This is a genomic window from Pseudoalteromonas sp. SK18 (assembly GCF_001974855.1).
GTDB lineage: Bacteria > Pseudomonadota > Gammaproteobacteria > Enterobacterales > Alteromonadaceae > Pseudoalteromonas.
In genome coordinates this window covers 1-13,356 of record NZ_MTQB01000009.1, presented here as the reverse complement: position 1 = coordinate 13,356, position 13,356 = coordinate 1, and the positions used below count along the sequence as shown (strand labels likewise).

Genomic DNA, 13,356 nt, shown 5'->3' with positions numbered 1-13,356 from the left:
ACGGGCTTAAAACCTTTAACCTTTAACCTAGCTCTTAAGCTACTTTATTTTCTTCGCAGCTTGCTAGGTATTCGTCAAACGTACCTTGGAAGTCAATCACTTGCTTGTCTTTAATATCAACAATACGCGTTGCTAGTGACGATACAAACTCACGGTCATGGCTTACAAAAATAAGTGTGCCTTTAAAGTCTTTTAGGGCATTGTTAAGCGCTTCAATGGCTTCCATATCCATGTGGTTTGTTGGTTCATCCATTATTAGTACGTTAACGTCTTGCATCATTAACTTACCGAATAACAAACGGTTTTTCTCACCACCTGAACAGTTACGCGCTTTTTTATTTGAATCGTCTGCGGTAAATAATAAACGCCCTAACATGCCACGAACCATTAAATCGTTGTGTTTAGCTGTTCGCCACTGCGACATCCAATCAAATAAAGTTAAGTCGTTATCAAAGTCTTTGCTGCTGTCTTGTGGGCAGTAACCAAAGGTCGCGTTTTCTGACCATTTAACTTCACCGTGTAAACTTTCAAGCTCGTTAACTAAACAACGTAAAAAGGTGGTTTTACCCACACCGTTTTCACCAATTACCGCAAGCTTTGCACCCGCTTCTAGCAATAAGTCGCCGCCGGTAAATAACGTTTCACCGTCAAACCCATGGCCAAGCTTGGTTAGCTCAAGCGCTTGGCGATACATTTTTTTGCCTTCGTCAAAGCTCAGTGACGGGCTCATACGGCTTGATGCTTTAACTTCATCAAGCTTAATTTTATCCATTTTTTTAGCACGCGAGCTGGCTTGTTTTGCTTTAGAGGCATTAGCACCAAAACGGTTAACAAAGTCTTGCAGCTCGTCTATTTCAGCGCTTTTTTTCGCGTTTTCAGCTAATAACTGTTCGCGTTGTAAGCCTGAGGCTTCAAGGTACTTTTCGTAGTTACCTGGGTAAATACGCAGCTCGCCGTAATCAATATCGGCCATGTGTGTACATACCGAGTTTAAAAAGTGACGGTCATGGGAAATAATAATCATGGTACATTTACGTTGGTTAAGCTCATTCGCAAGCCACGTAATAGTATGAATATCCAAGTTATTAGTTGGCTCATCAAGTAGCAAAATGTCAGGATTAGCAAATAGCGCCTGTGCTAAAAGCACACGCAATTTCCAACCAGGGGCTACGTTTGCCATTAAACCATAATGAAATTCTTTATCGATACCCGCATCAAGTAGTATTTCTTCTGCGCGGCTTTCTGCGGTGTAACCGTCCATTTCAGCAAATACGCTTTCTAGTTCGGCCACTTTCATGCCGTCTTCTTCGCTCATTTCAGGCAATGAATAAATACGGTCGCGCTCTTGTTTTACTTTCCAAAGCTCAACGTCGCCCATAATTACTGCGTCAACTACGCTGTATTGTTCAAACGCAAACTGATCTTGGCTTAGGTTACCTAATTTTAGCCCCGGCGTAATAGACACATTACCTGCACTAGGCGTAAGCGCACCGCTTAAAATTTTCATAAATGTCGACTTGCCGCAGCCGTTAGCGCCAATTAAACCGTAACGGTTACCGTTACCAAATTTAGCTGAAATGTTTTCAAACAACGGCTCTGCGCCAAACTGCATCGTAATATTTGCGGTGGAGATCAAAAAAAGTAATCCTAGAAAATTAATGGCAGGGTTAAGCTGCAGCAAGGTGCCGCATAAATAAACAAGCGATAGAGTAAATAATAGGCCGCGAATTATACAGATCCACGCCCAAAGATGAAAGGTAAAAGAATAAAGCTTAAAAGCTATAACAGCTGATAAATAGCGTGTATGTTGCTTTTATTTTGCTTAATTAACTCATTTATAGTTTGTAACTCGGCTTGGTTAATAGACTTTTTACTCAACATTAAATGAATAGAACTCTTATTAATAGCCGCCATACTAGTAACAAGCTCAATGCTTGGGTGTTGGTTTAAAAAATATTGTGCTGCTACTTCGTCTTCTATTGCGTAATCCACTCTGTTTTTACTAAGCATTGCAAAGCGTTTATCGGCTGTGGGCATCATAATAACGTGAGCAGGGTGATTTTGTTTAAACTGCGCAAATGCAGCGCCATAATAACTACCGCGACCAATAGCGAGCGTTAAATCTCTATAAAAAATATCGCTTAGGTTATTTATATCAGGAGAGTCGCTATATTTATAGAGGCGCATTATTTCATCGCGATAAGTATCGCTAAAATAGGCATAACTTTGTCTATCAGAGGTTATGCTGGCTGCAAAAACAATATCAATACGGCCTTCTTTTAATTCTTCAAAAGCACGAGCAGAGGTAGGCAGCAGCATAAACTTTAAACAAAACGATGAGCCGTTAAAAATCGTATTTACCACATCAATTTCAACGCCTGTTAAATTGTTATTAACTGCCACCACATAAGGCGGCCAGTTGCGTTCATTAGTACCCACTTTAAGTGTTTTGGCACAGGCAAATACCTTAAAACTACCAATTATTAGTAATACAACAAAAGCGAGTCTTAGCATTTTATTACTCTAAAGAATGACTACAGCTAAGTATACACTAGCTGGCAGATTTATCCCGCTTGTAATAAATAAAGAGCGCGCAGTGCAGGTAGCCCAGTAAAAACAAATGCGGGGGCTTAAGGGGTTGCAACTAAGCCTAACGACGCTCGATAAGCCTTTAATTGTTTTTCACGGCCAATTTCATCGGTTAACTTATTCCAGCCGGTTTCAATGTTTTCAACCGTTTGGTCTACGGTTTGGTTATGCCTTAGGTATTTAGCTACTTCCGTGTCGAGTATGTCTCTAAAGTAACGGTTGTTTTCAAAAATTCTTAAATCCAGAATAATATTGGCATTATTTACCGTTTTAGAAATAGAGCCTAAATAAAAGCGAAGGGTATTTTCACTCATGCCTTGCTTAAGCCAGCTTTGCTGATTAACCAATTGAGAGGTACGATACGGGTTCATGCCCGTGGCCCCTATGGTTACATCTTCATTAGATTGCAAAGGCTGAGTAACATACGACAAGTACTCATAAGCGAGCTTTTTTTTGCCAGCAGTGCTGGCGCGGTTTATTGAGCCTACCCAACCACCAAATGCAGCATAAGGCGCATAGTTAATATCGCCCATGGCAAATGGGCAAAGGGTAGATTTACATCGCTCAAGCTGGTTTGTTTTACGATTTAATACCTCGGTTGACCCCGGTAATATACTTACCCCCGTTTTGTTTTTTACTTTAGATTCGGGTAATACGGTCATGGTGCCAATATCGCCCCATTCAATAGCTAAAGCGCAGCGCCCATTAATAAACGCATACCTTACATCGTTAGTGTCAAAGTTAAGTTCATCGGCAGAGCCAAATTCGGTGGTTTGTTTATAAATTTGTAAGGCTTTTTTAAATGCCGCGTTATTCACTAACGGCGCCATGGTTTTGGTGTTAAAAAATATCCCCTGCGACGTGCCTTTACTTTGCAAAAAACTACCCGCAATAGACAACAGCGACCAATACGACTGTTCATTGGCTTTTTTAGAAATGCACGAGCCAAAATCACCTTCGCCATCCCCATTCATATCAACCCCATGTAATTGCTTAGCAATAGCAAGGTAATCATCCCAGGTTCTGGGTGGGGTAAGGCCATACTTTTTAAGCACATCGAGGCGGTAATACAGTAAGTGTATATCGCCATCGAGGGGGATAGAGTAAATTTGACCATTATATTTAGAGCTAAAATCTCTAAAAAAGCGCGATACATCATTCCATTGAATTAGAGGGTCGGCACTTACGTAGGTGTCTAGGCGCTCTAGGTAATTATTTTGTGCAAAATCAACCATCCACTGCGATGCATAAGCAATAATATCGTACTGGCTGGTTGGCGAGCTTAAATCGTTACTTATTTCGTTATATAACTGACCAAAAGGCACCTTGGTTACATTAACTTTAATACCGGTTTGTTGTTCAAACTCTAAGCCTCTTTGTATTAGTGGCTTGCTAATAATAGTGCCTAAATCAACCGTAAGTACATTAAGTTGGGTGTTTGCGTGAAGCACTGTACTGGGTTGGCTTTCTATTTTAGAGAGAGGCAGGTTACTTTGTGCAACGCATTGAAAAACAAAAATTAAGCTTATAACTAAAGCAAATACAACTCTCATAAAAAACTCAACCACAGCAATATGTAATTACTACTCTAGTCTATATTTTGTGGAAAGGGAAAAGGCAGGTAGTTGTAAGCAATAAAAAGCGCTTCTAGCTCACCACTGGCAAGTAACTTAGCAAAACCGGCATCAAAAATTTGTGCTAACTCGCGGCCTTTAGCGTTATCGGTAAAGGCAATGTATTGCTTTATTGGAACTATATTTTCAATTTGGTACTGCTGTGGGTCAAAGTTTATTGTTGATAACTCAGCGGCATTAGCAATCAAGGTTTGCTGCAGCGCTTTACGGCTATCTAAAAAGAAATCAAGCCTATCGAGCTTGAGCATTTTAACGCCCTCAATCCGCTGAGTAACCTGTTGTAAATCAATCGGCACGTACAAATAATTATTGTAGTTAGATCCCCTTAATGTACCTACCGAGCGGTTTTGTAACGAATACTCACCTTGCCAATTTTTAAATCGGCCTTTTTTAAACATCGCCGACACAAAAGTAATATCGTAATGCCAAACCGGAAAGTACAACCCCTCCACCTCATTTTGCCTTGCACTTAACATAGCATCGGCATTGCCGTTAGCCGTCCACCAATAAGCACGCGACTGAGGCACAATCATAATATTGAGTTCAATCGACTGCGCAGCAAAAATTTTAGTTAGCATATCAACGTAAAGGCCAGAGCCGTCTTTTTCTACCAGCCCGTCAATGGTGTCGGTAGCCAGTATAATTTTTTTAATATCGCTCGACGCCCAACCACTGCTAGGCACGCCTAAACAAAGCGCTAAAAGTACAGCTAAAAACCACTTAAACCTAACATTCATTGTAAGTAACACCTCGGTACTTAAACACAGCCACACTAGCCAATACATTTTTTATACTAGTAAGCGCTGAAGAGCGATCTTATGAGTAAACATAGCACACCTCGCTGACCAATAAATGAACGGTGCAATACGTGTTCATACTATTACACTGAAGGGTAAATAACAGCCATGTTTTTAGTGTGGATTAAGGTAAGTGTTTAATTATTGCTACTCATTCAAATAGCGCCGAGGCGTTTATATAACTTTAATACTTTCAAAGATGTAGAGTTAATAGGTAAAAGTGTAAATAACATTGGTTTATAGCAGTTAAACAGTGCTTTTTTGTAATAAAAACATACTACTTAGGGCGTATATATTGCCGTAGCTCTATATTTTTAAATGTTGATACTGTAGATTAGTTATAAATGAATGCCAGATTAATAAATAAACCAAGGAGCGGTGAATTTAGTGCTCACTAAAACACTCAATTACTACAATCAACATGCACAAACTTTTAGCGACTCAACGCTTAATGTTGATATGTCGGCGCTTTACGCTGAGTTTTTACCGCTTATCCCTAAACATGGCCATATTTTAGATGCTGGCTGTGGCAGTGCCCGCGATGCTATGTATTTTAAACAGCAAGGTTTTACTGTTAGCGCGTTTGATGCAAGCGAAAATATTGCAAAGTTAGCCAGTAATTACTTACAACAAACTGTAGAGGTAAAAGCCTTTCAGCAGCTTAATTGTACAAATATGTACGACGGCATTTGGTGCTGCGCCAGTTTATTGCATGTGCCAAAAGTAGAGTTACCGCAGGTGTTTTTAAAGCTGCAAAATGCCCTAAAACCAAACGGTGTTTTGTATGTGTCGTTTAAGTACGGCACGCAAGAACGCGTGCATAATGGCCGTGAATTTACCGATTTAAATGAAGATGGCTTAACTGCGCTAATTACCCATCACACCGAGCTTAAAATACTAAAACAATGGCAAACGGTTGACCAACGCCCAGAGCGCGAAAGTGAAGTGTGGCTTAATGCCTTAATTAAAGCAGTGCCCGTTTTATGATTGGTGCAATGCAGCAGCAACTCGACTTTATTGCGTACATTCAACGCATGCTCGTTGAGGGCGAATTCACCGCAACGTATAAATATGCACTATTACATGCTATTGCTGATATTTGCGTAGAACAGCAAAATGAAGATCAGAGTGCTCCAATGGAAATAAAAATCGACACGTTAGTCGATAAATTTATTCAACTTTATTGGAACCACTCAATGCCTTACGCTGCGCACTCTACCGATATTATTACTAATACTGAAGACATGCTGTTAAAGCAAAATAGCCAAGGACAGGCAAAGTTCATCACCGAAATTTACAAACTACAAAATGCAGGTGTGAAAAGTTACAACGCATTCAAAAACTACCAACAATATAACCAAGTAATTAGTTCTCTTAGGCGAACATTTATCGATGGCCCTCTTTGGCGCTTACAGTTACTTTCGGGTAAAGAAGAATGTTTTTTATATCCCCATATACTTTTAGGTAAAGGCAGAGAGCCCAAGCGAATTGTTTTAAATGCTGGTATAGCTCAGTGTTTTAGGCGTTTTTACGATTTGGTTGTGCATCTTAGTGTTACTGAATGGATAGAAAAAGTACAAACTATAAAAGCGAATCAAACACTATTAGGATCGCAAAGCCAGCTACAAGAGTTCTTGTTTGGCAGTAACAGAACTGCGTTAAAAGTGGTCACTCCACTATTGATAGATATTCAAAACGGGCTTTGCTTTTACTGCCAAAAGCCAATGAATCTCAAAAACGAAAAAGAAACTAAAAAAACGCCAGAGATCGATCACTTTATTCCTTTTAAGCGCTATCCAAACGACTTAGCACATAACTTTGTTGCTGCGCATGCTGATTGTAATAACAATAAGCGAGACCACCTCGCAGCTTTTGCTCACCGCGACCGCTGGCTAGAACAAAACCTTGATATTCATAAAGCCGAAATAACTAATAAACTGCAACCTTACTTTTACTGCGATGCAGATAAATCGCTTGCAGTAAGTAACTGGGCGTATCAGGTTGCCGAATCAAGCAGTGCTAAATTATGGCTTGGCAAAAACAGTTTCGAACAAGCAAAACCAACTGCTGAGTTGTTTACGTTTCCAAACGCATCCCAACCTGAGTTAAATCAAGTTGCTAAGCCCGAAGTTAGCTTAAAATCAATAGATAATGCATTAAAGCTGCCGTACTTCCCCAATATAAAAATAGCCTGTGGGCATTTTAAAACAGGGGATGAAAGCGATATGGAATTAATGGATGCACCACTTGGCGCGGGCAAGCTCGACCCGCAAGTGCATTTTTTAGCGCATGCATCGGGTAACTCAATGAATGGCGGTAAACACCCAATACTTGATGGTGATTTATTGTTACTTGAGCTTATAACGTCCGATAAAGCCGGATCGCTACGCGGCCAAATAGTGGCGATAGAGCGGGATGATATAGGCGGAGACGGGCAGTATTTACTGCGAAAAGTTAATAAATTACCCAATGGGCAATATGAGTTAATCGCTCAAAACTCAGATTACGAGGTAATGGTTGCAGATGAAAGTATGCGAACGTTCGCACGGTTTAAACAAGTGGTTACTGAGTAGTTGTAGTCGCGCTTTAGCTTGTAGGCGCAGAGCTTGCTCGCGCGAAAAGCGCTTTTACCATGATTTTTACATGGTTTGGGAAAGGGATTAATAACCTCTATTCGAGGTTTTATCACGTTGGCGATGGCAACCAAAGGGCGGCTGCCGCCGACCGCCCTTTGGAATCCCAAGGCGCGCCCGAGGATCACACTGAGTCCTCAAGTTAAAAATTGATGTGAACGTAAGCGCCGTGTATTCGCCATCCATGGCGAAGTCACGGCTTAACTTGCATCCATGCAAGTGATTACTCATCAATTGACAACTTTCAGGTGTGATCACGGGGAGTTGGAGTATGTTGGTGGTTATGAATTCAAGGTAGGCAGAGTTCTTATTTTCAAATAAGTTGCGATAAAACTGAAAGTTAATTCAACTAACTTATAACTTTAAGGGATTAAAAAAATGGCAATAAAGCCGATTAAATTTAGTAAATCTTGTATAAAAACATTAACAGCAGTAGAGGCCGATATAACAAGGTCAAATCAGCACGAATTTCAAGGAGTTGCTCCACTAAAAGATATATTTGGACTCACGAGAATAACTAAGAAAGCCACTTTTTCAATTCGTGGTGATAGCCAAACATATTCAGTAGATTTAACTTGGTATGATTCTCGAGAAGGAAACCCAAATAGGTCTGCAGAATATAGGTTATATTTTCAAAGCTCACCTGTCATGGAAGTAGCTCAAGAAGGTGATGTAATCGCCATTGGATATGACATGAATAACAATATTCATTGTGAGCTTATTCAAAGCTATAAAGGAACATTAAAGCCTACTCAATGGCAGCTATCTCAGGGTACGATATAACTCTATAATAGTTAAATACGCTTAATTAAATTAGTTAAACATACTCCTAATTTTACACCTAACAACGGCGGTACTGCGTTACCCACTTGGGTATATTGTGGAACTTCAAATTTTCGCATTTGCCCACCTGTAGTAACTTTTGAGCGAAATTCAAATTGGTCAGGAAATGATTGTATTCGAGCCATTTCCCTTACGGTCAGTACGCGAAGTTCGCTTTTATCGTAATGGCAGGCGTCGTCTGGGATTGATAGCGCCGCAGGTGCCGGAGAATCTGCAATTAAAGCTTTTTGAGTTTGCTTTTTAGTTGGGTGCTCTAATAGGTACTGGATTAGAGCAGACTTATTTTTAAATTTAACCAATTTATTTTGCTGATTTAAAAACTCTTTATTGAGTAATAAAGCTGTGCTCTCATTACTTAAGGTTGCTACACCATTTTTAAGAATATTAAATACGTCTTTTGTTACTTGTTTTTTATCAATATCTTGTAATATTTGGTAAATTCTAAAACGTCTTTTTACAATATCACTATTGGCTCTTAGTACATGATTTTTTAGCTCAGTAACATCCCCTAGGACACCTGAAAAATGAGTATTTAATTCTTTAATATATGATGATGTTTTTGATGGACTAGTTAACTTTAAATCATCAAGTGCATCTTTTACTGTTGCGGCATTATCTGCGACTAAGGAGCTAAGAAAGCTATCTTTAAATAACTTAAAATGCTCTGTTTTTGTTATGTCAAAATAGGGCAAATCACCAAATTTTACGCTATTAATGTTCTTTTTAGCTTTTTTATAAAAGCTAACAGATTGCTTGAACAATTCTATTTCAGTTTCATTTAAACTCTTAAGCTTTTCAAAATAGTCTCCACGTATTGCAATCATGATGAAGCGAGGTCTGTTTTGAGCTATTCCAGAGAACCTTGCGTTAATATGAAGACAAAGTGGAATGTACCCTTTAGTTGCAAATACTTTTGCAACTTCATACCACGCATGAAATTGGTTTCCTTCTTCGTCCTTAAAAGCGCGTAAGATACCTGTTACGTTTTCAAGCATTGCAATTTTAGGGCGAACTAGAGATACGAAAGTTGCAAATTCCCATGGTAAAGTATTTTTATCGCAATCTTTTTTACGCATACCCGCCATACTGAAACTTTGGCATGGTGGTCCGCCTGAAACTAGATCTAACTCACCTTTGCCAAATGAATTATGTAGTTCATCGCATAGCTCTGAATTTGCCTTTAACAGTTTATTAAGTTCAACAATACTGCCAACTATAAGTTTATTTTGAATGTTTTTTAAGTCATTAGGTAAATCAGAGAACCCATCTTTATTGTCGAACTCAGGAAAGTTAAAAGGGTTTTCTCTTAATCTAGGTTTTAAATCTTTATAACTACTGTTTAACCATAGTGTATTTTGTGGAATTAAGTTATCTTCAGCTAGTTGTGCTAAATCTTCTTTAAAAAAGTTATAAGCAAAAGTTTCTGCTGCCATTGGAGAGAGTTCATTAGCAAGTACGGTATTAAAACCGACACTTTCTAGTCCTAATGTTAAGCCACCACAGCCTGCAAACAATTCAATATGATTCAAAACACACCAAGTAATAAATGAAAACCATCGAATTTTACGGTAATCGCTCTTAAAAGTCCAGGTAAGAATTTATTATTTTATATGTTGACTTAAGAGTATGAAAAGAATAAGTTAATTTAAGGCTTATGAGAGTAGCCTTCCTTCCTGTAAAGACCCTTTGTGTCCTCTCTGTAGATAAAGTTGTGAATTCGCAGCTAGATTTACAGTGTTCGGACTGAAATCAATGAATAACTTTAACTACATATATTTACGGCACGGGAAGTGCCATCCTGATTATAGGAAAAGCGTTTAGCGTCACCCATTAAACCTAAATTTATTTTAGCTGCGATGAATTCCAAAATATTTGGACCATCGAAAATGATAAATGAAAAACGACTTAAACAAGAAGCAAAACTTTTAAAGAAAAACAATGACAGTTTAAATCAAGCCCAAGCACTAAATATTGTTGCTCGCAAATATGGTTATCCTACTTGGCCTGATGTTTCAAAAGAGTTAAAAAAGCAAGAGATAGAAGGTATTCCCATACCAAGTATTTCAACAAATTTTGTTGAATACAATGAAGTTGAAATGTCAGATAAGGATTATGAAGTTTATGATCAAGAAAGGGCCAGTGATTTACAACTAGACCAAAAATTATTGTTAAGAAGTAATACTGTTGCTTTGACCAAGTTAGGTGTAGAGTTTTCTCTTTTTGAGCCTACGCAAACAGGTTTGAATAAATCTATTCTGGATGCAACTCAATCAGTAAGAGATCATTTCGAGTTAGAGGAATTTCATTATTATTTCCAACAAGAGCAAGGTGTTATAAGAAAAGAAGTTAGCTACTTAGTTAATCAGAATGAAATAAAAGAAATTGTTGGAAGTTTTTACCGCCCTAAAACTAAGCAGGGTGATCCAAGGATGTGGTATAGGCAATTACCAAAGTTTGCTACTGCAGGTGAGCAAGTTGCCATTATTATATACCAAGGCTCACCACACCTAATTAACCTGAGTCGCATTGATTTAGAGGTTGAACTACAGAGCCCCTATAGCCAAATTTATAAATTAATAACAAACTACGTAAACAAAGAGTTCTCTTATTCAGCAGAGCTACTTAATAAGATAAAAGAATTAGCTAAAAAGCCATTCAAAGCACAGCGAAGTGGTGATACAGCAATAGGTTATACATTAGAGACTTTACTTGGCATTAATGCAAATTCATCAAAAGATCCGGATTACCATGGTATCGAAATAAAGTCTGGTAGAGGAAGTAAAAACCGGACAACTTTGTTTGCCCAAGTTTCTGACTGGAATTTAAGTCCTTGTGGTTGCAAGGGACTTGATTTTACTAAAGGCTCTAGTGCAAAAATTTTAGATAGGTACGGCTATGAAAGAGAAGATGATTTTAAATTGTACTGCACAGTCAGCACTCAACGCCAAAATACTCAAGGACTGCATTTTATATTCAACAAGCAAAAGGATCAGCTTGAAGAATGGTATCGAAATGAAGAATTAGTCGCTGTTTGGCCTGCTAACTTATTGAAAAAAAGGCTAATTGAAAAGCACTCAGAGACTTTTTGGGTGCAAGCTAAAAGCTTCAAAGAAGGTGGTGAGGAATTTTTTCAACTAGAAAAAATAGTTCATACTAAAGCACCTGTTTTGAGTCAGCTCATACCATTGATCTGTTCAGGTGTTATTACAATGGATCATTTGATAAAACGTTCTGGTAAAACTGGTCGTGTTACAGAAAAGGGGCCGCTATTTAAAATAGATAAAAGAAATTTAGAGCTACTTTTTCCTGAGCCAATAACATATTCACTTGTATAAGGAGGTACAAGATGAATAAGAGAAATACAACTTATACGCGTATAACTAAAATTCCGGAAGAGTTATATAGTGAAGCAGAGTTTCGGGCTAATAATTTACCAATACATAAAAAGTCTCATCGAAAAGGTGAAGCAAATGTTATTGGTTGCTTAGGAGAGCTGATTGCTGAGTACTGGATGAAAAGGCATGATATTTTATATTGTCCAGAACTAGAAAATACTAAATATGATTATAAGCTAAAAAATGGCTTGACGATTGACGTTAAAACCAAAGATAGAAGATATAAGCCAAGAATCGATTTTGATAATAGTGCTCCTCTTTATAATCACTCTCATCAAAAGCCTGATTACTTTTTATTTATCTCATTAGAACGAGATAAAAGTGATTTGTCTAAAAATTTGAGAAGATTCCATAGTGCTCATATAGTTGGGTCTATTAGTTATGAAGAGTTGGATAGAATCGGTATCCCATTTTTAGAGAATGAGGAAGATTGGAGGAATAGAACAAAATTCTGGACTGATTGTTTAAATGTAGAAATGTGGCAACTAATTCCTTTAAGCGAAACGGTTGATATTTTCAAGGGGTTAACTGATGGCCCCAGTTCACAAGCAGCTATAAATATTAATATAGTAAAGGAAATGAAAAATCGTATCTATAATAAGCAACTTAGAGAAAGGAAATTACCAGTTATTTCAGTTTTTCAATAGCCGTAATTTATTTTGGGTTTGCATAATTTACCCTTCGAGTAACACCAAACACACATGCTGAGTTATCTTCCCGGTGATCACACCCGAAATTAAATTAATGATGAGTAATTTACAGCATGGATGCTGTTAAAAAGCGTAACTTGGCCACGAATGGCCTATCTACGCTGGTTACGTACATATCATTAATTTAAATTGAGGAAACAGTGTGCTCCTCGGGGCGCCGAGAGATTCCAAAGAGAAGTCGGCGGTTACTTCTCTTTGGTTGCCGTCGCCAACGCGACATTTACTCGTTTATAAGATAATTAAGAAAGTCTTCTTTTGAAGAAAATACTTTGAATACTTTTTCTATACGGTTTTCAGTTTGTGTTAATAACCAATCAAACGCTTCTTTTTTATAGCCTTTTCCATCAAAAACGATAACTACCGTTTTCTCTGGTGCATTACTTAATGACTCATAAAAGAATGGGAATTTTTGGTCGACAGAGCCGCTTTGTACTTGCCTATGAGCTTCTATTCTTAATAAGCCTTTAGTTTTATGATGTATCAAAAAAGTACTGTGACGTGTACTGCCGTACATATCTTGATAGGCTGCACGCTTAATATATTTCTGCTGTTGAGGTTGAGAGTCTTTACATTCAGTAAAGCCAATAGAGGTTAGATCTTCTTCTAGTTCAGTACAAAACTTACGGTTTGAATCGCCCCGTGTTTGCCAGAGACTCAATAACTTGAGAAACTGGAACTATGAAAAAATCAAATCGCTATACATCAGAATTTCGTGAACGTGCAATTAGGCTTGTTACCACACAACAGCATGAATA

The 13,356-nt window shown here is 38.2% G+C and carries 11 protein-coding genes; 5 read left to right on the top strand and 6 right to left on the bottom strand.

Annotated elements, in window-relative coordinates; translation table 11 throughout:
* Positions 1-34: 34 nt before the first annotated feature.
* From BW139_RS08480 to BW139_RS08465, 4 genes are all read right to left on the bottom strand, one after another.
* A complete protein-coding gene (locus BW139_RS08480; protein WP_010389550.1) occupies positions 35-1,636 on the bottom strand; it encodes an ABC-F family ATPase in 1,602 nt (533 codons plus the stop codon).
* Between the two features lie 143 nt (positions 1,637-1,779).
* Entirely contained in the window at positions 1,780-2,514 is a 735-nt protein-coding gene (locus BW139_RS08475; RefSeq protein WP_076919363.1) for an ABC transporter substrate-binding protein, read from the bottom strand.
* Between the two features lie 116 nt (positions 2,515-2,630).
* Positions 2,631-4,142: an ABC transporter substrate-binding protein gene (locus tag BW139_RS08470; protein ID WP_076919362.1), complete on the bottom strand. Its 1,512-nt coding sequence runs from the start codon at positions 4,140-4,142 to the stop codon at positions 2,631-2,633.
* A gap of 35 nt (positions 4,143-4,177) precedes the next feature.
* On the bottom strand, positions 4,178-4,960 hold the full coding sequence (locus tag BW139_RS08465) for an ABC transporter substrate-binding protein (RefSeq protein WP_076919361.1): 783 nt from the start codon (positions 4,958-4,960) through the stop codon (positions 4,178-4,180).
* 447 nt (positions 4,961-5,407) lie between these two features.
* Here BW139_RS08465 and BW139_RS08460 point away from each other — a divergent pair, with 447 nt between their 5' ends.
* From BW139_RS08460 to BW139_RS08450, 3 genes are all read left to right on the top strand, one after another.
* Positions 5,408-6,007 (top strand): bifunctional 2-polyprenyl-6-hydroxyphenol methylase/3-demethylubiquinol 3-O-methyltransferase UbiG, encoded by a 600-nt coding sequence (locus tag BW139_RS08460; RefSeq protein ID WP_076919434.1) that lies wholly within the window; start codon positions 5,408-5,410, stop codon positions 6,005-6,007.
* Positions 6,004-7,593: a S24 family peptidase gene (locus BW139_RS08455; protein ID WP_076919360.1), complete on the top strand. Its 1,590-nt coding sequence runs from the start codon at positions 6,004-6,006 to the stop codon at positions 7,591-7,593. Before BW139_RS08460 ends, BW139_RS08455 begins: the two co-directional genes overlap by 4 nt.
* Before the next feature lie 438 nt (positions 7,594-8,031).
* Positions 8,032-8,436, top strand: a complete 405-nt coding sequence (locus tag BW139_RS08450) for a type II restriction endonuclease (RefSeq protein ID WP_076919359.1) — start codon at positions 8,032-8,034, stop codon at positions 8,434-8,436.
* Between the two features lie 11 nt (positions 8,437-8,447).
* On the opposite strand, the gene BW139_RS08445 is transcribed toward BW139_RS08450, so the two are convergent.
* Positions 8,448-10,025 (bottom strand): DNA cytosine methyltransferase, encoded by a 1,578-nt coding sequence (locus BW139_RS08445; RefSeq protein WP_076919358.1) that lies wholly within the window; start codon positions 10,023-10,025, stop codon positions 8,448-8,450.
* Positions 10,026-10,382: 357 nt separating this feature from the next.
* Here BW139_RS08445 and BW139_RS08440 point away from each other — a divergent pair, with 357 nt between their 5' ends.
* Positions 10,383-11,831, top strand: a complete 1,449-nt coding sequence (locus BW139_RS08440) for an MvaI/BcnI family restriction endonuclease (protein WP_076919357.1) — start codon at positions 10,383-10,385, stop codon at positions 11,829-11,831.
* 11 nt (positions 11,832-11,842) lie between these two features.
* Positions 11,843-12,538, top strand: a complete 696-nt coding sequence (locus BW139_RS08435; protein ID WP_076919356.1) for a hypothetical protein — start codon at positions 11,843-11,845, stop codon at positions 12,536-12,538.
* 283 nt (positions 12,539-12,821) lie between these two features.
* On the opposite strand, the gene BW139_RS08430 is transcribed toward BW139_RS08435, so the two are convergent.
* Positions 12,822-13,259, bottom strand: coding sequence for a PD-(D/E)XK nuclease superfamily protein (locus BW139_RS08430; RefSeq protein WP_083708654.1), 438 nt, complete (start codon positions 13,257-13,259; stop codon positions 12,822-12,824).
* Between the last annotated feature and the right edge of the window lie 97 nt (positions 13,260-13,356).

Coding starts and splice junctions, on each gene's coding strand:
- BW139_RS08475 (WP_076919363.1), bottom strand. CDS start 2,514: ATGCTAAGACTCGCTTTTGTTGTATTACTAATAATTGGTAGTTTTAAG.
- BW139_RS08435 (WP_076919356.1), top strand. CDS start 11,843: ATGAATAAGAGAAATACAACTTATACGCGTATAACTAAAATTCCGGAA.
- BW139_RS08455 (WP_076919360.1), top strand. CDS start 6,004: ATGATTGGTGCAATGCAGCAGCAACTCGACTTTATTGCGTACATTCAA.
- BW139_RS08450 (WP_076919359.1), top strand. CDS start 8,032: ATGGCAATAAAGCCGATTAAATTTAGTAAATCTTGTATAAAAACATTA.
- BW139_RS08440 (WP_076919357.1), top strand. CDS start 10,383: ATGATAAATGAAAAACGACTTAAACAAGAAGCAAAACTTTTAAAGAAA.
- BW139_RS08465 (WP_076919361.1), bottom strand. CDS start 4,960: ATGAATGTTAGGTTTAAGTGGTTTTTAGCTGTACTTTTAGCGCTTTGT.
- BW139_RS08470 (WP_076919362.1), bottom strand. CDS start 4,142: ATGAGAGTTGTATTTGCTTTAGTTATAAGCTTAATTTTTGTTTTTCAA.